The following is a 23,743-nucleotide window of genomic DNA, read 5'->3' on the forward strand; positions in this document are numbered from 1 at the left end:
CAGAACTCCTCGCGCACGGCCGTCACGTCGTCGTCGAAGGCCGTGCTGGGCCGCGAGAACGAGCGCGCCGTGCCGAGCTCCTCGACCAGCAGCTCCCAGGGCTCGTCCTCGCTGAGGAAGACACCTCTGTCCGCCGTGCCGAGTCCCTGTTCGCCGACCTGGCGCCACTGTCCGGAAAGGACGGTGAGGCGGAGGCGGTGCCCGGTCTCGTAGGACGTGAACACGAGACCGCCGGCCGGATCGGCGAAGAAGTACGTGCCGGTGAACGGGGTCAGCGTCCGTTGCGTGGCGCTGACCAGCATTCCCAGGCCGGTGCCGGAGATCCGCAGCGCGTCCGGCGACGAGAACACCGCGGTGACGCGTCGCGGTCCGGTGTGCCAGGTGAGCGTCGCGGGGTCGGCGGTCACCTCGACCGGCACCTGCTCGCCGTCGAGCAGCGGAACGAAGGAGAGCATCGGGTGCATGCCGTTGCGGTGCGACACGAGATGCACCTCCTCGGCGTACGAGGCGAGTCCGACCACCGGCGACAGTGCGAACCAGGCGCCGAACCGGCTGAAGGGGATCTCGCGCACGGAGAACTCGGTTGCCACGGGGAGTCCCTTCAGTCCTTCACGGCGCCGGAGGTGAGACCGGCGGCGACGAAACGCTGAGCCACCACGAGGAGCACGGTCGCCGGCACGGACGCGATCACGGCGGTGGCCATGATCGAGTTCCATTCCTGGTTGTTGTTGCCGATGTAGCGGTAGATGCCGAGCGTCAGCGGCTGCAGCGGGCCACCGGAGTCGAGCGTCGCGGCGAAAACGAAGTCCGACCACGCCCACAGGAACGAGAACAGCGCTGCGGTGATCACACCGTTGCGGCTCGCGGGCAGCACGATCGAGACGAACGTGCGCCACGGTCCCGCGCCGTCGATCCGGGCGGCCTGCAGCAGCTCGTCGGGCACCGACGCCATGAACGAGGTGAGGACCAGCACGGCGAACGGCACCGCGACCGTCGAGTCGGCCAGGATCAGGCCCCACACGGTGTTGGTGATGCCGAGGCGGACGTAGATGCCGTAGAACCCGAGCGCCATGATGATCCCGGGGATCATCTGCGCGACCAGCAGCACGAACCCGAACACGCGCCGTCCGGCCGGCCACAGCTTCGCCAGCGCGTACGCGGCGGGCGCGGCAAGCACGAGGGTGAGCACGACGGTTCCCAGTGCCACCAGCAGGCTCGTGCCGAAGTACGGCAGCTGCTCGCGCAGCACCCGTTCGTAGCCCTCCAGCGTGGGCGAGGCGGGGAACAGGCTCGGCGGCGACTTCCGCATGTCGCGCGCCGGGGTGAGCGACACGACGATCATCCAGTAGACCGGGAACAACATCACCGCGGTCAGCAGCACACCCACAGCCGTTCGCCAGTACCGGGTCCTCATCGGCGCTCCTGCGCGCGGATGTAGACGAGACCTGCCGCCAGCGCCATCAGGATCAGCACGTTGCCCACCGCGGCGCTGGGCCCGAACCTCGGCAGCGGGCTGCCGAACCCGAGCTCGTAGGACCAGGTGGCGAGCGTGGAGGACGATCCGCTCGGCCCGCCCCTGGTCATGATCCAGATGATGTCGAACACCTTGATCGTGTAGACCAGGCCGAGCAGCAGGGTGATGGCCGAGACCGGGCGCAACAGGGGAAACGTGACGTACCGGAACGTCTGCCAGCCGCTCGCACCGTCCAAAGCGGACGCTTCGTTCACTTCGGCCGGAAGGTTGCGCAGTCCGCTGTAGAGCAGGACGAGGTTGAACGGGACGCCGATCCAGATGTTGGCGATGGTGACCGACACCAGGGACCACGACGGTGAGGTCAGCCAGTTGACCGGCCCGGCGCCCACGATGCCCAGCACGGCGTTCACCAGACCGGACTCGCTGTTGAGCAGCCACGCCCAGGTGGACGCCGACACGATGAGCGGCAACAACCAGGGCACCAGGAACAACGCGCGCAACGTCGCGGACAGCGGGAAGGCGCGCGCGAAGAACACCGCCAAGGCCAAGCCGATGGTGTACTGGAACACCAACGACACAACCGTGAACGCCACCGTGTTCAGCAACGCCGTCCGGAAGGCCGGGTCGGCGAACACGGTGGCGTAGTTGGCGAATCCGGCCAACGGCGCACCGCCGTACACGAACGTCCGCACGGTGTGCTCACGCAGGCTCAGATCAATGTTGGTGTACAACGGATACGCGTAACACACCACCAGGTACACCACGAGCGGGACCACGAACGCCCAGGCGGCGAGCCGCGCACGCACCGGCGGCTACTTCGCGGACGCCGCGGCGGCCTGGGCGTCCTTCAGCGCTGCGTCCGGTGTCTTAGCACCGGTGAGTGCGGCCTGCACGGCGCCCCACAGCGGCTGCGAGATCCGCGGGTAGCGGGTGCCGAGGTTGTCACCGGTGCGCCCCTTCGCGTTCCGCACGGCTTCCACCCAGACCTTGAGCTCCGGCAACGCGGTCACCTGTTGCTCCTGCACCGACGGCACCGCCGAGACGTAGGTCAGCGCGGTGTCGGTGGCGAGCACCCGGTCGGGACCGGTGAGGCACGTGGCGATCTGCGCCGCCTTGCTCTCCGTGCCCTTGTCGTCCTGCACGGGAACGGTGACGAACTCGCCACCCGTCGGCGCGGGCGCCGTTCCCCCTGTGCGGCCGGGGATCGCGATCACGCCGTACTCGAAGCCGGCCTTCTTCGCGTTCTGCAGCTGCCAGGTGCCGTTCTCGGCGAAGGCGTACTCCCCGGTGGCGAACTCCTGCCAGCTGGTGGTCTGGGTGTTGCCGATGACGGAGTTCGGCGCGTGTCCCTGGTCGAGCCAGGACTTCCACAGCGTCAGCGCGCTGACCGCCTGCGCGGAGGAGAGGTCCGTGAGCGCCGCGCCCGCACCCCAGAACCACGGCAGGAACTGGAACGTGCCCTCCTCGGTGCCGATCGCCGAGAACGTGATGCCCTTCTTGCCCGCGGCCTTCACCTTGGCCAGCGCAGCGTCCAGCGACGCCCAGTCCTTGACCGACGCAGGGTCGACGCCGGCGGCGCTGAGCACTGCCTTGTTGTAGTAGAGGGCAAGGGTGTTCGCACCGATCGGCGTGCCGTAGGTCTTCCCGTTCAGCGTGCCCGCGGCCACGAGGTTGGGCGACGACGCCGAGGCGTCGAGGCCGACGTCGGAGTTCGACCTGAGCACTCCGGCCTCGGCGAGCGTGGAGACCACGGGGTTGTCGACGACCAGCACCTGCGGCGCGGTGCGTTGCTGCGCCGCGAGCAGCACCTTGTTGGTGAGATCGGTGGTGTCGTAGGCCTGGCGCTGGATCTTGATCCCGGCCTGCGCCCCGCACGCCTCGATCGTGCGCACCCACTCGGAGTCGCCGGCGAACTGCGGATACGGGTCCCAGACGGAGAACGTGTCCGGAGCCGAGCCCGGCGCGGACGAACAGGCCGCCGCCGACACGGCCAGCCCTGCCGCGGTCAGCAGCCGGAAAACAGCCGCGCGTCGCATCATGGTCCTCCTGCCGACTTCGTTGACGACGTTCATCGAACCGGTTCGACCTTGGAGCAGCCGCGCCAACGTAGCCGTCTCAAGTGATGGCGTGCAAGAGGGTGTGGCCTACGATGTCGAAGGTCGAACCGGTTCGTTCGACGGGCCGGAGACGGGAAACGGGCATGAACATCGGAGAGATCGCCAGGCGGGCCGGGGTGTCCCGCAGCACCGTGTCGTACGCGTTGAGCGGGAAACGGCCGGTGTCCGCGGCGACCGTGCGGCGGATCAACGACGTCATCGCCGAGCTCGGCTATCGGCCGAACGCCAGCGCCCGCGCGCTCGCCGAGGGGCGCACGAGGACGCTCGGCCTGGTGATCCCGCCCGCGAGCACCCGGCTGACCGACGTCCAGCTGAGCTTCGTGGCCAGCGTCGTCGAGGCAGCCGCCGCGCACGACCACGACGTGCTGCTGTCGCCCAGCGGCGGCGACCACGACCGCTCGTTCGACCGCGTCGTGACCGGCCGCCGGGTGGACGGGGTGATCCTCATGGAGATCCTCCTGCACGACCCGAGGGTCGAACGGCTCACCAGCACCGGGCTTCCGTTCGTCACGATCGGCCACGTCGTGGACTCCGCGGCGTCGTGGTGGGTCGACGTCGACTACGCCGGGCTGATCAGCCGCTGCGTGCGTCACCTCGCCGACCTGGGGCACGAGCAGGTCGTGCTGATCAACCGGTCGGACGAGCTGGTCGCGTCGGGCTACGGCCCCTCGATGCGCGCGACGGCCGGGTTCCTCGAGACCGCCGAGGGATTCGGCATGACGGCGCACGACGTGTGCTGCGCCGACGACCCCGCCGCCGGTCTCGCCTGCTTCGAGCAGATCCGCGCCCGCTGGCCTGAGGTCACGGCGGCCGTGACGATCAACGAGGCGGCCCTGCCGGGTGTGCAGCGCGCGTTGCACCGTGCCGAGCTGGACGTGCCCCGCGACTTCTCCCTCACCGGAGTGATCGCTGATCGGCTGGCAGACGACTTCCACCCGCCGCTGACCGCCGCTGACGTCCCGGCGGGACAGATGGCTCAGCTGGCCGTCGACCTGCTGATGGAGCAGATCAACGACCCGTCGGCGACGCCGAGGCACGCGTTGCTGGCGCCGCCCATCACGTTGCGCTCCAGCACCGGCGCCCGCCGCCGGAACTGAGCACCTGGCCAGGAGCCTGCCGCAACCTCAGCGGCCCGTTAGCGCCGAGACCATCTGCAAGTACCACCGACTCTTGATCAAATCGCCCTCAACCACACCCAACTCGTTCCGCACCGACGCCATGCGCTCGTGCCCGGCGCGACCTGTCGGGTGTAGTTACGCGCCTGTTGATGTTGAGTTGGCGGTACTTGCAGACGCCATCGGGGCCACGCGTGGGACCGCTCGGCAAGTGACGGACTGGACTTCAGGCAGCCTGCTCATGCAAGGACGAACCGGTTCGACTTTCTAGACCCTTGCTGTGAGCTGTTGTCTGGGCGTACTTTCACTCTTCGATCGAACCGGTTCGAGTCTCCGTCACCCCTGACCAGTTACGGAGCCCTCATGGTTCAGCGACGAACCAGCACCATCCTCCTGGCAGTCATGGCGTCCACGCTCGCCTTCACCGCACCGGCCCAGGCCGCGAACGAGTCCATCAGCGTCGACTTCTCCGTCACCAACGGCACACCCACCTACCGCGCCTCCGGCTGGATCTACGGCATGACGGAGAACGGCACGGGTCCGGCCGACCACTTCTTCCGCGACGTCAAGTTCCGCTACATGCGGGCAGGCGGTGCCCAGCTCGACAGCCCGGGCGGCTGGGTGTCGGGCAAGTACGACCGCCGCTGGAACTCGACCAGAGCCCAGCTGCTGCGGACCCGCTCGCTGGGCGGAGAGTTCGTCCTGCTCCCCCACGACCTGTGGGGCGCCGACGGATATCCGATCTCCCGCTTCCCCGGCGACAACGGCAACTGGACCGACTACGACAACTTCCTCACCCGGCTCATCGCCGACGTGCGGGCAACGGGTGCCCCGGTCCAGTGGGACCTGTGGAACGAACCCAACATCACGCTGTTCTGGAACCGGCCGCAGGCCCAGTACTTCGAGCTGTGGCGACGCACCTACCAACGCGTCAGGGCGGCCTTCCCCGACCAGCTGATCGTCGGGCCGAGCTTCGCGGGCGTGCCGTCGAACGGCGGGTGGTGGACCCAGTACCTGGACTTCGTGCGCGCCAACAACGTCGTGCCCGACATCATCAGCTGGCACTCCCTGCCTGGCGATCCGGTGGCCAACGTCGCGGTGGCGAACGCGACGCTCGACGCGCGCGGCATCCCGCACCTACGGCCGTACCAGATCAACGAGTACGGCGCCGGAAACGAGCAGAACCCCGGCGACGGCTCGTGGTACATCGCGCGGCTGGAACGGGCCCGTGCCGACGGCCTGCGCGCCAACTGGGCGAGTGCCGGAAACCTGCACAACGATCTCGGCAACCTGCTCGTCCGCAACTCGGCAGGACAGCACCAGCCCAAGGGCGAGTGGTGGGTCTACCGCTTCTACGGCTCGCAGACCGGCCAGATCGTCGCCACGACACCGAGCCAGTCCTACGACTCGTTCGCCACCAAGGCGAACGGCGTGGCGAAGATCCTCGTCGGCGGTGGCAGCACGACCGGCAACGTCGCGGTCGGCCTGCAGCGGCTGGACACCACGACCGGCATCGTGCAGAACAACCAGGTGCGGGTGCTCGTCCAACGCATCCCGCACAACAACGGCGGCGCCGTGCAGGGGCCGATCACCGTGCAGAACACCGTCGTTTCCCTGTCCGGCAACGGAACGACGGTCAACGTGCCGCACAACAACGTCGACGAGACGTTCACCGTCACGCTCCTTCCTCCCTCCGACAACGGCTTCCAGACCGTCGCCGCCGCTCAGCACTCCCAGCAGTGCCTGGACAACACGAACATGAGCACCGCCGACGGCAACCAGCAGCAGCAGTTCCACTGCGAAGGCGGCGACCAGCAGCTGTGGAACTTCATCCCGGTGCAGGGTGTCGCCGGCACCTACACCGTCGTGAACCAGCAGTCGGGCAAGTGCCTCGACGTCAGCGGTGCTTCGATCGCGGACGGTGCCGCTGTCACGCAGCAGACCTGCTCCCCCGGTGCGACGAGCCAGCAGTACACCCCGCGGAGGGTCACGTACAGCGGCAACGATCCGCACGACCATCAACTCGTCGCGCGGCACAGCGGCAAGTGCGTCGACGTCAACGGGATCTCCACCGCGGCAGGCGCCCGGCTCATCCAGTGGACCTGCAAGTCCTCCAGCCAGAACAGTGAGCTCAACCAGACCTGGCGGCTCTGGGGCCGTTAAACGAAGGAGTTGCAACGATGCAGCCTTCATCCGTTCCGCGGCGCTGGACAGCGGTGATCGGCGTGTGCACAGCGGTCTTGCTGACCGTCGTGCCAGCGACCGCGTCGACATCCGAACCTGTTTCAGCGCCTGTTCCCGCAGCGGCCACCGGGCCCTGTGACATCTACGCGTCCGGTGGCACGCCCTGCATCGCGGCGCACAGCACGACGCGGGCGCTCTATGGCGCGTACAACGGCAACCTCTATCAAGTCAGGCGTTCGTCGGACAACGGCACCAGGAACGTCCCTGTGCTGGCGGCGGGCGGCACGGCCGACGCGGCGGCGCAGGACTCCTTCTGCTCAGGGACCTCCTGCGTGATCACGGTGGTCTACGACCAGTCCGGTCGCGGGAACGACCTGTGGTACCAGGGATCGAGCGTGGTGCCAGGATCGCCCCAGAGCAAGCCGGCGATCGCGACCTCCGAGTCGCTGACCGTCGGAGGCGACAAGGCGTACTCGCTCTACATCAACCCGGGCAACAGCTACTGGCGTGATGGTCACCTGACGGGCGTTCCCACCGGAAGCGCGCCAGAGGGCATGTACATGGTGACCAGCGGTACGCACGTCAACGGCGGTTGTTGCTTCGACTACGGCAACAGCGAGACGACCCGCAAGGCCGATGCGGCCGGAGCGATGGACGCGATCAACTTCAGCAAGCAGTGCTGGTTCGGCGGGTGTTCCGGCACCGGTCCGTGGGTCCAGGCGGATCTCGAATGGGGCCTGTTCCCCGGCGGGAGCCAGCAGTGGAACCCGAACCAGCGCGCCTTCACGAACAAGTTCGTCACGGCGATCTTGAAGAACAACGGCACCACGCGGTTCGCGCTCAAGGGCGGCAACGCCCAGGCGGGCGAACTGACCACGTTGTACGAGGGCGCGCTGCCCAACGGGTACAGCCCGATGAAGAAGCAGGGGGCGATCGTCCTGGGCAGCGGCGGCGACTGCTGCAAGCCCGACGGCGGCGCCAATCTCAGCGCGGGCACCTTCTACGAGGGAGCCATGGTGTCGGGCTACCCGTCCGACGCGACCGAGAACGCGGTGCAGGCCAACATCATCGCGGCCGGCTACGGCACCGGTGGCGGCGGCACGACCGGAGCGGTCCGCGCGCTTGCCGCCGGCAGGTGCATGGACGTCAACGCGGGCAGCACCGCACCGGGAACCCAGTTGCAGATCTGGGACTGTCACAACGGGACCAACCAGACCTGGACGCGCACCGCGTCCGGTCAGCTGACTGTCTACAGTGGAGACAGCACCAGGTGTGTGGCGGCCCAGAACAACCAGACCGCCCCTGGCACCGCTGTGGTGATCTCACCGTGCGACGGCGGAGCAGGTCAGCGGTGGCAGTTCAACGCCAACGGCACCATCACCGGTGCGCAGTCGGGGATCTGCCTGGACGTCAACGGCGGCGCCACGGCCAACGGCTCCAAGGTCATTCTGTGGACGTGCCACGGCGGTGGCAACCAGCAGTGGACGTTCGGGTGACCTGTCGGCGACTGCCGCAGACGGACCAATGACCTCGGTCCAAGCGGTGTCGTCAAGTAGCGGCTGAACGGCGCTTGTCGGCGCCGTTCAGATCACCCTACGGTCATGTGGGAGCGCTCCCAGAAGTCCCGTCGACGAGGACGGAGAACCTCACCACATGAGATCGCAACCATCACGCATGCTCGCCGCCACCCTGCTGGTGGCACTCGCCGCGAGCACGTTTCCGGCGGCGAGCACCGCCGCGGCGGCGGAGTACGAGCGCGTGCTCAACGGAAAGTTCGACAGCGGCTCCGCCGATCCCTGGTGGAGCAGCGCCGGCGTGACGAACAGGGTGACCGGCGGCGAGCTGTGCGCGTCGGTCACCGGCGGCACGACGAACCCCTGGGACGCCCTGGTCGGCCAGAACGGCGTTCCGTTCGAGAACGAGCAGTCCTACACCCTGTCGTTCGACGCCCACGCCACCACCGCGCAGACCATCGCCGCGGCGGCGGGCGAGAGCGTGAGCCCGTACCGCGGGATCGCCAAGCAGGACTTCGCGGTCACCACGGCCAAGCAGCGCTTCACGTTCACCTTCACGTCCACATTGGACTTCCCGGACGCCGGCAACGGCCAGGTCGCCTTCCAGCTGGGCGGTCAACCGTCCGACAACACGATCTGCGTGGACAACGTCTCGCTGATCGGCGGCGTGAAACCGCCCGGTGGCGGCAACCCCACGCCGACGAAGAAGGTCCAGGTCGACCAGGTGGGCTACGTGCCGGGCCTGCCCAAGCGCGCCACCCTCGTCTCCACCGCGACCACGCCGCAAACGTGGACGCTCAAGAACTCCGCGGGCACGGCGGTGGCCACCGGCCAGACCACGCCCAAGGGAGCGGACGCGACGTCCGGCGACCCGGTGCACCTGATCGACTTCTCGTCGTTCGACACGACGGGGACCGGGTACACGCTGTCCGTCGGCGCCGACAGCAGCTTCCCGTTCGACATCTCCGCCGACGCGATCAAGCGGCTGCGCTACGACTCGCTGGCGTTCTTCTACCACCAGCGCAGCGGAACGCCGATCGAGGCGCAGTACGTCGGTGACCAGTACGCGCACCCGGCAGGCCACGTGAACGTGGCGCCCAACCAGGGCGACAACAACGTGCCGTGCCGCGCGGACCTCAACTGCGGTTACACGCTCGACGTGCGCGGTGGCTGGTACGACGCGGGTGACCACGGCAAGTACGTGGTCAACGGCGGCATCGCGGCCTGGCAGCTGCTCAACTCCTACGAGCGGGCCATGCGGATCGGTGACGCGGCGGCGTTCCGCGACGGCACGCTGGCCATCCCGGAGAAGACCAACGGCGTGCCGGACCTCCTCGACGAGGCGCGCTGGGAGGTCGACTTCCTGCTGAAGATGCAGGCACCGGACGGCATGGCGCACCACAAGATCCACGACGCGGCCTGGACGGCGCTGCCCACCCGTCCCGAACTGGACGCTGAGCCGCGCCGGCTGTCCGCGACCAGCACCGCGGCGACGCTGAACCTGGCCGCGGTCGCCGCACAGGCCGCTCGCCTGTGGAGCGGCATCGACGCGACGTACTCCGCGAAGCTGCTCGCGGCGGCACGCAAGGCGTACACGGCGGCCAAGGCGAACCCGGCCAAGCTCGCCGACCCGAACGACAACGTCGGCGGCGGCGCGTACGACGACAAGACCGTGAGCGACGAGTTCTACTGGGCCGCCGTGGAGTTGTACGCGACCACCGGCGACAACGCCTACCGGACCGACGTGACCGCCTCACCGCACTACAAGGCGGCCAGCCTGAGCAGGGCCGGCTTCTACTGGGGCGGAACGGCACCGCTGGGTGACATCACGCTCGCCCTTGCGCCGCACGGCCTGCCCGCTGCGGACGTCACGGCGATCAAGTCCGCGTTCGCTTCCGTGGCGGACCAGCACCTGACGGCCATGGGACAGATGGGTTATGCGACGCCGTACGACAACAGCGTCGACGGGTACGTCTGGGGGTCGAACTCCGCGGTCCTGAACAACGCCCAGGTGCTCGCACTGGCACACGACTTCACCGGTGCCGCGAAGTACCGCGACGGCGTGTTCGAGGCGCTGCACTACCTTCTCGGCCGCAACCCGCTGAGCACCTCGTACGTGGCGGGCTACGGCGAGCAGGCCATGCAGAACGCGCACCACCGGTTCTGGGCGCGGCAGAACGACCCGACCCTGCCGATCGCGCCGCCCGGCTCGCTGTCCGGCGGTCCGAACAGCGCGCTGCAGGACCCGGTGGTCCAGCGGTTGCTCGCCGGCTGCCCGCAGCAGAAGTGCTGGGTGGACGACATCGGCGCCTACTCGGTGAACGAGGTGGCGGTCAACTGGAACTCTGCGCTCGCCTGGGTGACCGGCTGGGCGGCGGAGAAGTCAGGGGCGCCGGTGTCCAAGCCGGACTGCGAGGTCGGCTACAGCGCCAACAAGTGGCAGGACGGCCAGTCGGCGCACGTCAAGCTCACCAACACCGGCACGGCCCCGTGGACCGCGTGGAAGCTCGCGTTCGCGTTCCCCGGCACCCAGCGGGTCACCACCGGGTGGTCGGCGACCTGGAGCCAGACCGGCCGCGACGTGACCGCGACCAACATGCCGTGGAACGGCCGGGTCGAGCCGGGCAAGTCCGTCTACATCGGATTCAACACCTCCGGCTCTGGATCCGACCCGACGGCCTTCACCATCAACGGCAAGTCCTGCAAGACCGGCTGACCGCCTGGCCGGTCGTAAGTCCATGACGAACGCCCGCCGGGGAAGTTCCGGTGGGCGTTCGGCGTAGTTCGGTGATGCGGCCTTCGCGGGCGATCAGAACGCGCCGGGCCGCACCACGCGCATGGCGTCGTCCACGAGCCGGCGCAGGGACTCGGTCCCGTCGTGTCGAGCCAGACGGCGTTGGCGACGTTCAGGCAGGCGAGCGCGGCAGCGGTGACCGCAGCGGGGCGCGGGTCGTGATCCGCGCCGTTGGGCAGGTTCAGGCGTTCGGCGACGAGCGGGGCCAGCAGGTCCTGCCAGTGCGTCTGCTGCTCCACCCGGCCGGCCCGCAGTGCCGGGGACTGACCGGTGATCCGCAGCAGCACGAGACCATAGCGCGGGTCACGTTCGGTGGCGTCCACGATCACGTCGAACGAGTGGCGCAGCGCGGTCCACGCGTCCTCAGAGGCGGGCCGGCGGGCGAGTTCGCCCGCCAGGAGCGCGCCGACCGCCTCGAACTTCACCAGGACGACGTCTTCTTTGGAACCGAAGTAGCGGAAGAAGCTCCGCTGCGACATGCCGGCCGCACCGGCGATCTCGTCCACCGTCGTGGCGTCGTACCCCTGCTGGACGAACAGGTCCCACGCGACCTCCATCACCTGGGCCCGCACCGCTTGGCGAGTCCTCTCCCGCAGGCCCGGCTTCGTACTGCTCACCCGATCACTGTAGCGCCCGTCAGAAGTGACACCAGCTGTAGGTGATGACAGTGGCTGTCACCTTTGACGTATGCTGCCGCCACAGTCGTGAACATCGGAGGAGACAGATGCGCACCACCACTGCCCTGCCCAGGAAAGCAGTCGCAGCCGTGCTGGCCGCCGCGACCTTCAGCGCCATGGCCGGCGTCGCCCCCGCGGCGGCGGAGGCGAGCCCGACCGCCGCACACGCCTGGCAGAACAACGCGCTCGACCTGCGCAAGGCCATCACCGTGCAGGTGCTCAAGCGTCTCTTCGAGGACGGCGACGTCTCGGTCGTGGACCGGCACATCCGCCCCGACTACATCCAGCACAACCCGCTGGCACCGAACGGCACTGCCGCGCTGAAGGCCTTGGCGGGTCCCCTGAACGCGCAGTTCCCGGATCTGAAGTACGACATCAAGCGCGTGATCGCCGAGGGCGACCTGGTCCTGGTGCACTCCAACGTGATCCTCACGCCCGGCACGCGCGGGTCGGCGGTGGTGGACATCTTCCGCTTCGACCGGAACAACATGATCGCCGAGCACTGGGACACCGTCCAGGAGGTGCCGGCCACGTCCGTCAGCGGCAACGACATGTTCTCCACGGTCAGCTCACCGCGCACGAATCAGCCGGGTCCGCGCTGGCTGACGGCGTTCACAAAGCCGGTGGCGACTGCGTACTTCGACCAGCTGCTCGTCCGCAAGGACACCGGCGCGATCGACTACCTGGCACCGGAGTACCACCAGCACAACCCCGCCGTTCCCAGCGGCTCAGCGGGCCTGCGGGAGCTGTTCACCGCACTGTTCCAGCAGTTCCCGCAGTTGACCGTGGAACGCAAGCGAGTCATTGCCGAGGGAGGCATCGTCGCGATCCACTCCCACTACCGGACCAGCCCTGAAGACCGCGGCCAGTCCGTTGTGGACATCTTCCGGGTGTGCCAGGACGGGAAGATCTGCGAGCACTGGGACGTGGTCCAGAACGTGCCCGCGACCTCAGCCAACGACAACACGATGTTCTGATCTCGAACTCCCGCCGGCCATGAAGGGCGCTTTCATCCACCTCAGGTGGACGAAAGCGCCCTTCATGCAACAACACCCTTCAGGAGAGCGGGGTCATGGAGCGGTGATCACTGGCGTGCCGACAGCGCAACGCTCGTGGTGACTCTCCCAGCTCACGGCGGCAGACCTTGTTGAACGCCTGCAGGTCCGGGATGCCGACGGCGGCCGCGACGGCCGTGACCGACAGCGTCGAGGCGGTGAGCAGGTGGCGGGCCCGCTCCATCCGGCGGCGCCGGAGGTAGGCCACCACCGTGGTGCCGGTGCGGGCGCGGAACAGCCGCGTCAGGTGGTTGTGGGACACCCCGGCCACCTTCGCGATGTCCGCGACCGACAACGACGTGGCCAGATGCGCCTCGACGTGTGCCGCGGCCACCGCGACCGGATCCGCCGCCTCACCACGGCCGGCAGGAACCGCGTCGGTCAGCTGCCACAGCACGGTCCAGAGGTGCGCCGCCGCCCGTGCCGACGGCGCGGCGAGTGCGCCGCGCATGAGCCGGGCGATCAGCGTCCTGTTAGGACCGGCGTCCTGCATCACCGGCGCGGCATGGCGTTCAGCGGTGCCGGTGAGGCGCAGGTGGGCGTACAGATGTTCGGACCTGCCGCGGTACCGGTAACGCACCTCGGTGTCGGGCGGGACCAGGCTGGCGTGGCCGGGGGCGATGCGGTGCACCGTGCCGCCCACCTCGAGCTCACCCTCGTAGACGTAGAGGTGCACCTGCCAGAGGTCGGGCAGCCGGAAGACCTCCTCCAGCCTCGTGACCCCGTGCACCCCGACACCAATGTCCGCCACCAGTGGCGCCTCGCTCAAGGGCAGCTCGACCTGACGCACGGTGAAAAAATACCAGTAGTGGGTGATTTCAACCCACGCCGCAAGACAGTGGCGCGCTTACGTTCGTCGTATGCGAACTAGCGCTCCCCAGCTGCTCACGTCGGTTCAGCTGGCCGGTTTCGTCGCGCACGGCTACCTGCGCATGGACGCGGTCGTGCCGGCGGAGATGAACCAGGAAGCACTCGAACTGCTGCCGAACGGAATCCCGGAGGTGCCGTACGGCACCCCGGTCACCGACGCCTATCCCGAAGGATCCTTCCCCCGGCGGCTCGTCGAGCTTCTCTCCGTCGCCGGCGCCCTGCGTGGTCTCGTCGGTCCGGATCCGACCGTGGATCACCACGCGGTGCACGTGCGCGAACCCCACGAGGGCAGAGCGCAGGGGTTGCACGGCGACGCGATCATCGACGTGCGGCCGGACGCGTTCGACGTCCAGCTCATGTACTACCCGCAGCGGGTCACCCCCGACATGGGCGGCACGCTGGTCATACCTGGCAGCCATCTGCGCCGCACCAACGAAAGCGACACCGCCCGCTACCAGAACCTGCGCGGCCAGACCCGCCTGGTCTGCCCGGCGGGCACCGTCCTGTTGCTGCACCACGGGATCTGGCACGGCGGACGCCGCAACGACAGCGACATCCGCCGGTACATGTTCAAGATCCGCTTCAATCCGACGGTGCCGCAGGTGCGCCTGTGGGACACCACCGACATGGCCGACACCGATGTCGTCGACGAGCTGAGCCGGTACTTCCCGTGGTACGAGAACGCCACCGCCCGGCTGGAGATCTTCAACCGGGTGCGGCTGTGGCGTGCCCTCACCGGCGACCACTCGTTCGACGTCGAGCACTGGGTCACGCGCGTCACCAACCGTCCCGCACACAGGAGCCACGCATGACCCTCCGGCAGCAGGTTCTGGTGCTGTACCTGGCGAGTTCCGCACTCGACTCCCACGTCGTCGGCTGGTCCCGCTACGACGGCACGGGCGCCTCCCAGCCCACCACGGGTGACTCCGACGAACCTCCCTACCCGGACGGGGTCGCCGCGCTGAGGGACGGCTGGCGCCTCTTCCAGGCCGCCCAACTGCTTCCGCCTCATCCGGGCGACGAGTACGGCACGTCCTTCCTCAAGCACGAGTTCTTCTTCGAGAAGCTGACCTAGGGCCACCTCGTGTAGCAGGTCTTCGGTGCAATCAGCACCGTCGAGTCCTGGTAGGCGGTCAGGCAGAGTTGGACGGTCATCCGCTCCGGGATGTCGAAGTTCCTGCCTTGCCAAGGGGTTCCGGGTTCGACCAGACGGCTGTTGGTCCCCGACGTGGTGTAGATGACGCCGGGCTGGTGGAGCCAGTACCACCGGCGGTCCGTCCGGATCGAGACCGTGTGCGGCGCTGTGCATTGCGCGGTCCAGCTCCAGTACTGGGGGTTCAGTCTCGCCGTGCAGTCCGCGAGCGCCGTGGTGGCGCTCGCGGACGGACCCGTCACCATCACTCCCGCGAACGCTGTCACGACAGCCGCGAGGGTGATTCCTGCCTTCCTGAACGTGTGCAGCGACATGGGACCAGGATGTTCGGTACCCCTGCCGATTCCGAAGCGGTGGAAAGCACTCCTTCCGCCTTGCCCTACGGGGTGGAAAGGTCGAAGCGCTGCACGGTGACCGCACCGCCGAGCGCCTGTGTGGCGTGGTTGAAGATGCCGAAGCGGTAGCCCATGAAGAACTGCCACTCGTTCTTCAACGTGAAGCCGGTACCGAGCGGTGTGAAACTGACCCCGTCGGTGCTGTAGGAGAAGCGCGCCTGCCTGCCACTGCCGGGACGGATGTCTGCGTTGGCGCGCAACCAGATCCGGCTGCCGGTGAAGTTCGCGCTCGCGATCTCCGTGCCGGTGCCGGTGGTGTTCCAGTTGCTGTCCATGGTCAGGCCGTTGACCATCACGACGCGGTTGCGGCCGTTGTCACGTTTGATCCCGATCCAGGCCGAGGAGTCGCGCAGCATCGCGAGGCCGCTGCGGTCCCCGTCGCGCATCGAGGTCAGGTCGAGTGTGACGGTGGCGGTGGAGCTCGGGCCCTGGATGCGGTGGGTGAGAGTGTTGCGGGCGTTGTACAGGTCGTTCGTGACGGTCGCCGTGGAGAGGCGCAAACCGTTGTTGACGCTGTACTTCGTCGTGTCCGGGTTGTGGTTCCACTCCCACTGCGGCCCGAGTCTTGTGCCCTCGAAGGTGTCCACGCCGGTCATCGGTTTGACCTGACGCGGTGGGGCGGGCAGGTTCGGCATCGGGTAGTTCACGCCCCAGGCACCGTTGACGGTGGTGACGCGGGGCCAGCCGTCCGAGGTCCACGTGATCGGCGCGAGCACCGGCATGCGGCCACCGGGATAGGCGTCGACGAAGGCCATGTAGTACCAGTCGCCGTTCTGCGTCTGCACCATCCCGCCCTGGTGCGGCACTCCCCCGCCGGCGATCGGGCCGCGCATGTCCAACAGCACCTGCTGGACGGTGTAGGGCCCGAACGGGTTGGACGCCTTGAGCACGTACTGACCGTTCGCGGGCCTGGTCAGCCAGATGTAGTAGCTGCCGTTGCGCTTGTAGAACCGGGCGCCCTCGAGGGTTCCGATGTTCTGCGGCGTCTGGAAGACCTGCTGGGAACGCACCTCGGACTTCCCGTCCGGCGACAGCTGCGCGACGCTGATGGTGGTGTTGCCGTAGGCCACGTACATCGTGTCGTTGTCGTCGATCAGCATTCCGGCGTCGTAGTAGCACTTGTTGATCGTGGACAGCTTGGACCACTGCCCGTCCACCGCGGCGGCGGTGTAGATGTGGGTCTGGGCGAAGTCGACGCATCCGCCCCAGTAGTAGGTTTTGTTGCTCTTGCGGTGGTTCAGGAACGACGCCCAGATTCCCCGGACGTAACCCCTGCCGCCGTTGAGGTCGTACTTGGCGCCGAAGTCCAGACGTGGCACGGAATGCCCGGCGTACTCCCAGTTCACCAGATCGTAGGAGCGCAGGACCGGCGCACCAGGCGAGTAGTGCATCGTCGACGCCGAGTAGTAGTACGCGTCGTCCACGCGGATGATGTCGCCGTCGGCGAAGTCCTGCCACACCACCGGATTGGTGAACGACGCGGGCCTGGGCGTGGTCGTCGTCGTGGTGGTCGTGGTGGTCGTGGTCGGGTTTCCGGTGTCGTTGCAGGTGATGCCGTTGAGGCGGAACGACGCCGGATCGGGGTTGGCCGAGGTGAACGTGCCGTTGAACCCGAACTCGACCTTGCCACCGGTGGGCACGGATCCGTTGTAGGAGACGTTGCGCGCGCTGACCTGGCCGCCGGTCTGGGTGATCTCGGCGTTCCAGTGCTGCCCGACCTGCTGGCCGCCGGCGTACGTCCACTCGAGCGTCCACTCGCTGATCGCGTCACCGATGTTGGTGATGGACACGGACGCACCGAACCCGCCCTGCCACTCCGAGGTCTTGGTGTAGGTGACCGAACAGCCGGGAGCCGCCTGAGCCGCCGTGGTCGCGGCGAGGCCCCCGGTCACGAGGGTCAGGGCGGCGAGGACCGCCCCGGCAGGAGTCCACCTCGTCATCGTGACCACCTCTGGTTGGCCTGGCCGTTGCAGGTCCACAGGACCAGCCGCGAGCCGTTGGCCGTCGCGGCCCCTTCGACGTCCAGGCACAGACCGGCATTGGCGTTGCGGACCGCCCCGTTGGACTCCAGCGTCCAGCGCTGGTTGGCCTGGCCGTTGCACTGCCAGCTGATGACCCGTGTGCCGTTGGCGGTGCCCTGGTTGTACGCGTCGAGGCACTTGTCGCCGAACACGCGGATCTCACCGTTCGGCCAGGTGGTCCACTGCTGGCTCGCCGCGGTGTGGCAGTCCCAGAGCGTGGTGTTGGCACCGGCGGCGGTGGAGGCGTTCTCGACGTCGAGGCAGCGGTTCGACCCCGCCCCGCGCAGCCGGGACGTGGTGGCCTGCAGCGGGCTGCCACCGGTCACCTTGAAGGCCGCGACACCGTGCGCGGGCACGGAGGCGGAGATCGTGCCCGAACTACCCGACGTCGCGCCGGTCCACAGGTCCGTCAGCGTGAAGTTGGTGCCGGACAGGCCGATCTGGGCCGCCGTCGTGGAGACCGTCGCGGTGCCGTTGCCCCGGTTGAACAGGCCGACGGCGACCGAGCCGTCGGAGAGCGGTTTGGCGAACACCTCGGTGGCGCCGTCGTCCCGCACGCGGCGCCCGCCGGCACCGAGGCTGTCCTGGTTGACGGCGATCAGCCGCGTGTTGCGCAGGATCGCGCTCACGTCACCGGACATGGTGCGGATGTCGTTGCCCGCCATGAGCGGCGCGGCCATCAGTGCCCACAGCGCGAAGTGCGAGCGGGACTCGGTGAGGGAGAGCCCTGGGCGGCCGACGACCAGCATGTCCGGGTCGTTCCAGTGACCGGGCCCGTTCTGGACGGCGAGCGGGGCGGTGATGTCGACGACGTTGCCCACGCCCATCGGGTAGCTGTTGACGTTGCCGTTCTGCCAGATGTCCAGCAGGTCCTCGGTGGTGCGCCACAGGTCGGCGACCTCGCCCCAGTTGTACTTGTCGCCGGTGGGCGCGTGGAAGCTGTTGGAGTTGATGCTGTAGACGATGGGGCGGCCGGTGGCGCGCAGCGCGTCCCGCATGATCGTGAACCGGGCGATCTGCTCGTCACGGGTGCCGGCGCCCGAGCACCAGTCGTACTTCAGGTAGTCCACGCCCCACGACGCGAACGACCGGGCGTCCTGGACCTCGTGGCCCTTGCTGCCGGTCGAGCCGGGGTGCGTGCCGACGCCCTGCGCGCACGTCTTCTCGTTCGGCGCCTGGTAGATGCCGAACTTCAGCCCGCGTGCGTGGATGTAGTCGCCCAGCGCCTTCATCCCGCTCGGGAACTTCGTCGGGTGCGCCCGCAGGTTGCCAGCGGAGTCACGCTGCGGGTCGAACCAGCAGTCGTCCACGACCACGTACTGGTAGCCGGCGTCACGCATGCCCGACGACACCATCGCGTCGGCGGCCTGGCGGACCTGGCCCTCGGTGATGCCGCAGCCGAAGCTGTTCCAGCTGTTCCACCCCAACGGCGGGGTCAGGGCAGGGCTGCCGGCTGCGGCGTGGGCGGCGGGCTGGACGGTGATGGTCGCGATCGCGGTCAGCACGGCGGCGGCGAGGTGCCGCAGTCTCCTGGGCCGGGTGGGCATGATGGCCTCTTTCTCGCAGGGTGACGCCGCCGGTGCGGGTTTTCCGGCGGCGTCGGTCCTGGGGGTGTCAGCAGGGCGAGTTGGTCTGGGTCAGCAGGCCTAGCTTCCAGGGCAGCTTGTTGTAGTCACCACCGGCGTTGGGATCCATGCCCTGGTAGAGGAAGCGGAGCTTGCAGGGACTGATCTCCATCGTCTGGTCCACGCCGGTGCGGATCATCTCGCCGTGGCTGATGTCACGCGTCCACTGTCCATTCGGGAACGTCGTGTTGTTGTGCCTGGCGAACGGGTTCGACTCCTCGGCGGCCAGCGGGGTCCACGGACCGGTGATCGCAGGAGCGGTCCAGGTGCGGAACCAGCGCCTGCCGTCCGACCCGATCGCCTCGTGCACCAGCAGGTACTGGTTCTTCCCTGCGATCTTGTAGATGTTGGAGGCCTCGAACAACCGGTTCTGGTTCGAGTCCTGCATCGCGATCACGGTGTTGGTGAACCCGTTGGGGAACTGCGCCACGGTGGTCTCGGACCGGTAGAGATGGCCGTTGTCGTCGGACGAGAACAGGTAGCACTTGGCGTTGTCGCACACGACCCAGAAGTCGACCCAGTAGCCGTCGCCGATGTTGTCGCGGATGATCTGCGGCATGCCGTTGGCGTAGTGGTTCTTCGGCGCCGACCACGACGACGGGTTGGAGATGTCCGATGTCGTGGAGTACGACGCGTTCGATCCCGTTTGGTACACCAGGTACCAGAGGCGATGCGGCGCGAAGTAGAACACGTGCGGCGCGGCCTTGTAGCCGGTACCGACTGCCGTGCGGTCCAGGTAGTAGTGCGGTGCGGAGGAAGCCTGCGACCAGTCGGTGAAGCTCGTGTACATCAGGTTGTAGCCGTTGGTGTACACCGAGGCGAACACGTGGTACTTGCCGTTGTGGTACACGACGCTGGGATCCTTGACCGAGTAGACGGTCGGGTGCGCCCCGTCCGGCTTGGGACTGATCAGCGCGCCGCTGGAAGACCACCGGAAGCTCGACGGCAGGTTGCCGACGGGAGGGTTGCCCGTGGTGGTCGTGGTGGTCGTCGTCGTGGTGGTGGGGCCGACATCACCGGTGCACAGGGTGCCGTTGAGCGTGAACGCCGTGGGGTTCGGGGTGTTCGTGCCGGTGGCGGAACCGTTGAACCCGAACTCGACCTTGCCGCCGGTGGGGATGGACGCGTTGTAGGAAACGTTGCGCGCGGTCACCTCGGAGCCCGACTGGGTCACCTGGGCGTTCCACGCCTGTGTCACCTTCTGGCCGGCGGCGAAGCTCCAGGTCAGCGTCCAGCCGTCGACCGCGTCACCGATGTTGGTGACAGCGACGCTCGCGGTGAACCCACCGTCCCATTGGGACGGTGCGGAGTAGGTCACCGAGCAGCCCGGTGCGGCTGCCGCGGGAGGCACCGTCATCGCAGCGAGCGCGGACACCGCCATGAGCGGCACCGCGGCGAGGGCCGCGAGCCTGGTGCGGCGGGAGTTGAACAATCGTGCGAAGAACATGATCACCCTTCGTCGTCGGAGGGGTCGGGAGGCAGGGGTCACGGACTGGCGCAGGTGGCGGTGCCGACCGCCGCCGCGCCGGAACCGGAGGCGATGAAGCCGAACGTGGCGGAGGCGCCCGCGCCGATCGTGCTGTTGTAGGCGACGTTGGTGACCGTGACCGAACCGCTGGCGGTGCCGCCCCAGATCTGCGAAACGGTGTGCCCGCCCGGCAGGGTGAACCGGACCGTCCAGCCGGTGATGGCCGACGCGGTGGGGTTGGCCACGGTGACCTCGGCCTGGAAACCACCGTTCCAGGTGCCGGTCACCCGCGGCGTCGCGGTGCACGTGCCGCCGGGCTGCGGCGGGTCGCCGATGCTGCCGGGTACGGACCGCAGGGCGTTGAACCAGACCGTGGCCATCTTGCTGTAGCCGGCGCGTTCGGGTGGATGCCGTCGGGCAGGTCGGAGACCGGCACCGCCGGGTACATGTCCACCACGTGCACCCGCTTGCCCGCCGCCGCTTTCGCGCGCAGGAGCGGGACGATGGCGGAGTTGTAGCCGCGCACCGTGGCGTCCGCGAACCGGATCGGGATGATCGTCGAGACGAACACGTCCGCGGCCGGCGCCTGAGCGGTGATCTTGTCCACCAATGCGGAGAGTCGTCGTGGCGCGCCGGCCGGGTCGCTGCCGTACATGTCGTTCGTGCCGATGTGCAGCAGGATCGTGCGCGGGGTGTAGGTGCGCAGCCAGTTCACGACGTTCGCGTCGATCTGGGCGATGGTCCAGCCGGGGTGGCCCTCGTGGTTGCGGTCGGGCATGGAGCCAGGGCCGTCCGACAGCGAGCCCACGAAGTCGACGGTGTGCCCTGCCGCCCGCAGCTTCGTGCCGAGATCGAGGCGATAACCGCCGATCGAGCCGCCCTGTGTGATCGAGTCGCCCAGCGGCATCACGCGCACAGGATCGGCGAGGGTGACCGGTTCGTCTACAGTGGACGCTTGGCCGACCGCGGGTGCCGCCGCCAGCAGGGCGGCGAGCAGGACACCGCACAGCACCTTGAGCGGGCTCGGCATGGTGAGCCTTCCCGGGAGACCGAGGTGCCCGAGACGAGCAGGCGGTGGTCTCCCTGCGTCGTCGTTGACGAGCGGTCAGCGGCAGGGGGCCGACTTCCAGCAATGTAACGAGGCCGTCACACTCGGTCAAAGCTAAAATTGTGAGCGCTAACCTTTAGCTTTGCACGTTCGACAACGTCGAATTCTCATTCGACACCAAGAAGATGACCTCCATCAGCACCAGCAGCCAATCTGGTTTGAAGCCACATCGTTGTTAACGCGAACACGCTCGCTCACCGACGTGGCCGCGCCACTGAGCCACCCTCGCGCACCGGCATCGGCACCCGGTGGATCATCGGCGGCCGGACGTCGCGACCGCGCCGTTCGAGCATCTCGACGAGGACCGCGACCGCCCGCGCGCCGAGCTCGTGGTGCGGCAAGGCGATCGTGGTCAGCCGCGGACGCATCCACGAGGCGATGGGATGGTCGTCGAAGCCGATCACCGAGACGTCGCCGGGCACCGAGAGCCCGGCTTCCGCGAGTGCCTGGTACGCCCCGAACGCCAGGCGGTCGTTGAAGCACACCAGCGCCTTGGGCCGATGACTGCGCAGCAGCTCCGCGGTGGCCTCGTAGCCGTATTCCGGTGTCCACTTCGGACACCGGTGCGCGCTGACCACCTCCACCCCTGCCGCGGTGAACACCTCGCGCAGGCCGAGAAGGCGCTGCGTGGCGGCGATGCTGTTCGGCGGGACGTCGCGCACCCCCGGTCCCGCGCCGATCAGGTGGACGCCGCGGGCGTGCCCGGCCCCGACAAGGACGCTCGCGGCCGAACGACCGGCCTGCACCTCGTCGGGCACCACCGACGGAACGGTCGTGCGGGTCGCGGGCATGGCGTTGAGCAGCACCGCAGGTCCGTCGTACAGGACGTCCGGCACGGTGACCACCCTCGTGTACATGGCGGCGAACACCACGCCGTCCGCACGCCGGTCGTACATCGCCTCGACCAGCGCCCGCTCCACCACCGGATCCCCGCCGGACTCACCGACGAACAACATGAACCCGCGCCGGTACGCGGCGTCCACCGCCCCCTTGACCATGTCGCCGGCCAGGCCGGACGACGCGACGGTGTCCGACACGAACCCGATCGTCTGCACGCGCCCGGCACGCGGACCCGTCGTCAGGGTGTTGCGCCGATAGCCCAGCTCCTGCGCCGTCGAACGCACCCTGCGCTCGGCCGCCTCGGAGATGCGCAGCTCCCGCGCACGTCCGGTCAGGACGAGCGACGCCGTCGTGATCGACACCCCACTCGCCGCCGCGACGTCGGCCAATGTCACGCGTGTTCGCCCCACCGCAGATCCGCCTCCCCGCTGTACGGGCCCGGCCACGTCTGTGGCCGGTGGTTCCACGAAATGCTTGTGATCTCCCGTTTTCACATCAGGTTCGCCGGACGGTCCTGGCGGAGGGACGCGTCCGGCGGACGGGCTCCTACCGCTTCAGGCGGCTTGGATCCCCGACCTCACCGCGGCGCACGAGCCATGCCTCGGTGATGTGGGTGAACATGGCTTTCGCCGCTCCTGCCGCGTCCTGGGCGGCGATGCGGTCGTAGATGCGACGGTGCCCCCGGTTGGACGCCTTGCACATGTCCCGCCCACTTTTTCCAAGGTAGCCGGGGGTGTTGATGGCCTGCGCCTCCAGCGAGCGCACCACACCGCGGGCGATGCGGTTCCCCGACGCCTGCATGATCGTGTCGTGGAAGAGGCGGTCGTGCTCCTCGTAGGCGGGGGTGTCGTCGACGAGCTCGTCCATCCGGTCCACCAAGGCGCGCAACCGGTCCAGCGTGTCCTGGTCGGCCGTCCGCGCGGCGACCTGCGCCATGTCCGACTCCAGCAGACGCCGCGTCACCACGAGATCGTCGAGAACCGCGAGGGTCTCGTCCTCGGCGATCGTGGCGCCGAGCACCAGCTCGTCGAGCATGTTCCACTGCGTCTGCGGGTTGACCGTGGTGCCCGCACCCTGGCGCACCCGGACCAAACCCTTCTCCTGCAAGACCTTCACCGCTTCGCGGATCACCGTCCTGCTCACCGAGAAGGTCTCGCAGAGCACCGGCTCCGGAGGCAGGGTGACGCCGGGAGAGTAGATGCCGCGAACGACTCGCTGCACGAGCTCCGCGGTGACCGCCGCGGTCAGGCTGGTCGGTCGCCGCGTCCATCCCGGCCCCGCTGACGTGCCCGGCTCGGCCTGCGAACCTGTCGCCTTCATCATGCCTCCGTCG

Annotated in this window: 20 protein-coding genes and 1 pseudogene; 7 read left to right on the forward strand and 14 right to left on the reverse strand. The window is 68.3% G+C overall.

The window, feature by feature from the left end:
* From FXN61_RS18780 to FXN61_RS18795, 4 genes and pseudogenes are all read right to left on the reverse strand, one after another.
* A pseudogene (locus FXN61_RS18780) lies at positions 1-590 on the reverse strand (glycogen debranching protein); the annotation flags it as partial.
* Positions 591-601: 11 nt separating this feature from the next.
* A complete protein-coding gene (locus tag FXN61_RS18785) occupies positions 602-1,414 on the reverse strand; it encodes a carbohydrate ABC transporter permease (RefSeq protein ID WP_167975356.1) in 813 nt (270 codons plus the stop codon).
* Positions 1,411-2,280, reverse strand: a complete 870-nt coding sequence (locus FXN61_RS18790; protein WP_167975357.1) for a carbohydrate ABC transporter permease — start codon at positions 2,278-2,280, stop codon at positions 1,411-1,413. Before FXN61_RS18790 ends, FXN61_RS18785 begins: the two co-directional genes overlap by 4 nt.
* A gap of 6 nt (positions 2,281-2,286) precedes the next feature.
* Positions 2,287-3,546, reverse strand: a complete 1,260-nt coding sequence (locus FXN61_RS18795) for a sugar ABC transporter substrate-binding protein (protein ID WP_246291733.1) — start codon at positions 3,544-3,546, stop codon at positions 2,287-2,289.
* A 77-nt stretch (positions 3,547-3,623) separates the two neighbouring features.
* Here FXN61_RS18795 and FXN61_RS18800 point away from each other — a divergent pair, with 77 nt between their 5' ends.
* The 4 genes from FXN61_RS18800 to FXN61_RS18815 all read left to right on the forward strand — a co-directional run bounded on the left by FXN61_RS18800 (position 3,624) and on the right by FXN61_RS18815 (position 11,120).
* Positions 3,624-4,688 carry a LacI family DNA-binding transcriptional regulator gene (locus FXN61_RS18800; protein ID WP_376770677.1) on the forward strand — a complete coding sequence of 355 codons (1,065 nt, stop codon included), beginning with the start codon at positions 3,624-3,626 and terminating at the stop codon, positions 4,686-4,688.
* Positions 4,689-5,069: 381 nt separating this feature from the next.
* Positions 5,070-6,869 (forward strand): RICIN domain-containing protein, encoded by a 1,800-nt coding sequence (locus tag FXN61_RS18805; protein WP_167975359.1) that lies wholly within the window; start codon positions 5,070-5,072, stop codon positions 6,867-6,869.
* Positions 6,870-6,886: 17 nt separating this feature from the next.
* Entirely contained in the window at positions 6,887-8,386 is a 1,500-nt protein-coding gene (locus tag FXN61_RS18810; protein WP_167975360.1) for an arabinofuranosidase catalytic domain-containing protein, read from the forward strand.
* A 157-nt stretch (positions 8,387-8,543) separates the two neighbouring features.
* The gene (locus tag FXN61_RS18815) at positions 8,544-11,120 is read left to right on the forward strand and encodes a glycoside hydrolase family 9 protein (protein ID WP_167975361.1); all 2,577 of its coding nucleotides are present in this window, start codon (positions 8,544-8,546) and stop codon (positions 11,118-11,120) included.
* On the opposite strand, the gene FXN61_RS18820 is transcribed toward FXN61_RS18815, so the two are convergent.
* The gene (locus FXN61_RS18820; protein ID WP_223165505.1) at positions 11,039-11,815 is read right to left on the reverse strand and encodes a TetR/AcrR family transcriptional regulator; all 777 of its coding nucleotides are present in this window, start codon (positions 11,813-11,815) and stop codon (positions 11,039-11,041) included. The genes FXN61_RS18815 and FXN61_RS18820 overlap by 82 nt on opposite strands.
* Before the next feature lie 107 nt (positions 11,816-11,922).
* Between FXN61_RS18820 and FXN61_RS18825 the strand changes: the two genes are divergently transcribed.
* A complete protein-coding gene (locus tag FXN61_RS18825; RefSeq protein ID WP_167975362.1) occupies positions 11,923-12,852 on the forward strand; it encodes a nuclear transport factor 2 family protein in 930 nt (309 codons plus the stop codon).
* Between the two features lie 79 nt (positions 12,853-12,931).
* Here the strand turns inward: FXN61_RS18825 and FXN61_RS55450 are convergent, their stop codons facing one another.
* Positions 12,932-13,720, reverse strand: coding sequence for a helix-turn-helix transcriptional regulator (locus FXN61_RS55450; RefSeq protein WP_167975363.1), 789 nt, complete (start codon positions 13,718-13,720; stop codon positions 12,932-12,934).
* 70 nt (positions 13,721-13,790) lie between these two features.
* On the opposite strand from FXN61_RS55450, the gene FXN61_RS18835 reads away from it, so the two are divergent.
* Both FXN61_RS18835 and FXN61_RS18840 read left to right on the forward strand, forming a co-directional pair.
* Positions 13,791-14,612, forward strand: coding sequence for a phytanoyl-CoA dioxygenase family protein (locus tag FXN61_RS18835; RefSeq protein ID WP_188135231.1), 822 nt, complete (start codon positions 13,791-13,793; stop codon positions 14,610-14,612).
* Positions 14,609-14,875, forward strand: coding sequence for a hypothetical protein (locus FXN61_RS18840; RefSeq protein ID WP_167975364.1), 267 nt, complete (start codon positions 14,609-14,611; stop codon positions 14,873-14,875). The genes FXN61_RS18835 and FXN61_RS18840 overlap by 4 nt, the downstream gene beginning before the upstream one ends.
* Here FXN61_RS18840 and FXN61_RS18845 read toward each other — a convergent pair.
* From FXN61_RS18845 to FXN61_RS18875, 8 genes are all read right to left on the reverse strand, one after another.
* The gene (locus FXN61_RS18845) at positions 14,872-15,267 is read right to left on the reverse strand and encodes a hypothetical protein (protein WP_167975365.1); all 396 of its coding nucleotides are present in this window, start codon (positions 15,265-15,267) and stop codon (positions 14,872-14,874) included. The two genes, FXN61_RS18840 and FXN61_RS18845, sit on opposite strands and share 4 nt — an antisense overlap.
* Before the next feature lie 65 nt (positions 15,268-15,332).
* Positions 15,333-17,288, reverse strand: a complete 1,956-nt coding sequence (locus FXN61_RS18850) for a family 43 glycosylhydrolase (RefSeq protein WP_167975366.1) — start codon at positions 17,286-17,288, stop codon at positions 15,333-15,335.
* Complete coding sequence (locus FXN61_RS18855; protein ID WP_167975367.1) at positions 17,285-18,916, reverse strand: glycoside hydrolase family 27 protein; 1,632 nt, start codon at positions 18,914-18,916, stop codon at positions 17,285-17,287. Before FXN61_RS18855 ends, FXN61_RS18850 begins: the two co-directional genes overlap by 4 nt.
* 67 nt (positions 18,917-18,983) lie before the next feature.
* Positions 18,984-20,441 carry a glycoside hydrolase family 62 protein gene (locus tag FXN61_RS18860; RefSeq protein WP_167975368.1) on the reverse strand — a complete coding sequence of 486 codons (1,458 nt, stop codon included), beginning with the start codon at positions 20,439-20,441 and terminating at the stop codon, positions 18,984-18,986.
* Positions 20,442-20,479: 38 nt separating this feature from the next.
* Complete coding sequence (locus tag FXN61_RS52290; RefSeq protein ID WP_312877841.1) at positions 20,480-20,749, reverse strand: cellulose binding domain-containing protein; 270 nt, start codon at positions 20,747-20,749, stop codon at positions 20,480-20,482.
* The gene (locus FXN61_RS18865; protein WP_246291735.1) at positions 20,746-21,492 is read right to left on the reverse strand and encodes an SGNH/GDSL hydrolase family protein; all 747 of its coding nucleotides are present in this window, start codon (positions 21,490-21,492) and stop codon (positions 20,746-20,748) included. Before FXN61_RS18865 ends, FXN61_RS52290 begins: the two co-directional genes overlap by 4 nt.
* A gap of 272 nt (positions 21,493-21,764) precedes the next feature.
* Positions 21,765-22,820: a LacI family DNA-binding transcriptional regulator gene (locus tag FXN61_RS18870; protein ID WP_223165506.1), complete on the reverse strand. Its 1,056-nt coding sequence runs from the start codon at positions 22,818-22,820 to the stop codon at positions 21,765-21,767.
* Positions 22,821-22,956: 136 nt separating this feature from the next.
* A complete protein-coding gene (locus tag FXN61_RS18875) occupies positions 22,957-23,733 on the reverse strand; it encodes a FadR/GntR family transcriptional regulator (RefSeq protein ID WP_246291736.1) in 777 nt (258 codons plus the stop codon).
* Positions 23,734-23,743: the final 10 nt, after the last annotated feature.

Origin of the sequence: Lentzea indica, from assembly GCF_012184385.1 — a bacterium.
In the GTDB taxonomy this organism is placed as follows: Bacteria; Actinomycetota; Actinomycetes; order Mycobacteriales; family Pseudonocardiaceae; genus Lentzea; species Lentzea indica.

What these genes read in the sequence shown, in the direction of transcription:
- FXN61_RS18810 (WP_167975360.1), top strand. Translation starts at nt 6,887, where the DNA reads ATGCAGCCTTCATCCGTTCCGCGGCGCTGGACAGCGGTGATCGGCGTG.
- FXN61_RS18860 (WP_167975368.1), bottom strand. Translation starts at nt 20,441, where the DNA reads ATGTTCTTCGCACGATTGTTCAACTCCCGCCGCACCAGGCTCGCGGCC.
- FXN61_RS18875 (WP_246291736.1), bottom strand. Translation starts at nt 23,733, where the DNA reads ATGATGAAGGCGACAGGTTCGCAGGCCGAGCCGGGCACGTCAGCGGGG.
- FXN61_RS18865 (WP_246291735.1), bottom strand. Translation starts at nt 21,492, where the DNA reads ATGCCGAGCCCGCTCAAGGTGCTGTGCGGTGTCCTGCTCGCCGCCCTG.
- FXN61_RS18815 (WP_167975361.1), top strand. Translation starts at nt 8,544, where the DNA reads ATGAGATCGCAACCATCACGCATGCTCGCCGCCACCCTGCTGGTGGCA.
- FXN61_RS18785 (WP_167975356.1), bottom strand. Translation starts at nt 1,414, where the DNA reads ATGAGGACCCGGTACTGGCGAACGGCTGTGGGTGTGCTGCTGACCGCG.
- FXN61_RS18840 (WP_167975364.1), top strand. Translation starts at nt 14,609, where the DNA reads ATGACCCTCCGGCAGCAGGTTCTGGTGCTGTACCTGGCGAGTTCCGCA.
- FXN61_RS18795 (WP_246291733.1), bottom strand. Translation starts at nt 3,546, where the DNA reads ATGAACGTCGTCAACGAAGTCGGCAGGAGGACCATGATGCGACGCGCG.
- FXN61_RS18835 (WP_188135231.1), top strand. Translation starts at nt 13,791, where the DNA reads ATGCGAACTAGCGCTCCCCAGCTGCTCACGTCGGTTCAGCTGGCCGGT.
- FXN61_RS18850 (WP_167975366.1), bottom strand. Translation starts at nt 17,288, where the DNA reads ATGACGAGGTGGACTCCTGCCGGGGCGGTCCTCGCCGCCCTGACCCTC.
- FXN61_RS18805 (WP_167975359.1), top strand. Translation starts at nt 5,070, where the DNA reads ATGGTTCAGCGACGAACCAGCACCATCCTCCTGGCAGTCATGGCGTCC.
- FXN61_RS18800 (WP_376770677.1), top strand. Translation starts at nt 3,624, where the DNA reads ATGTCGAAGGTCGAACCGGTTCGTTCGACGGGCCGGAGACGGGAAACG.
- FXN61_RS18825 (WP_167975362.1), top strand. Translation starts at nt 11,923, where the DNA reads ATGCGCACCACCACTGCCCTGCCCAGGAAAGCAGTCGCAGCCGTGCTG.
- FXN61_RS18855 (WP_167975367.1), bottom strand. Translation starts at nt 18,916, where the DNA reads ATGCCCACCCGGCCCAGGAGACTGCGGCACCTCGCCGCCGCCGTGCTG.
- FXN61_RS18845 (WP_167975365.1), bottom strand. Translation starts at nt 15,267, where the DNA reads ATGTCGCTGCACACGTTCAGGAAGGCAGGAATCACCCTCGCGGCTGTC.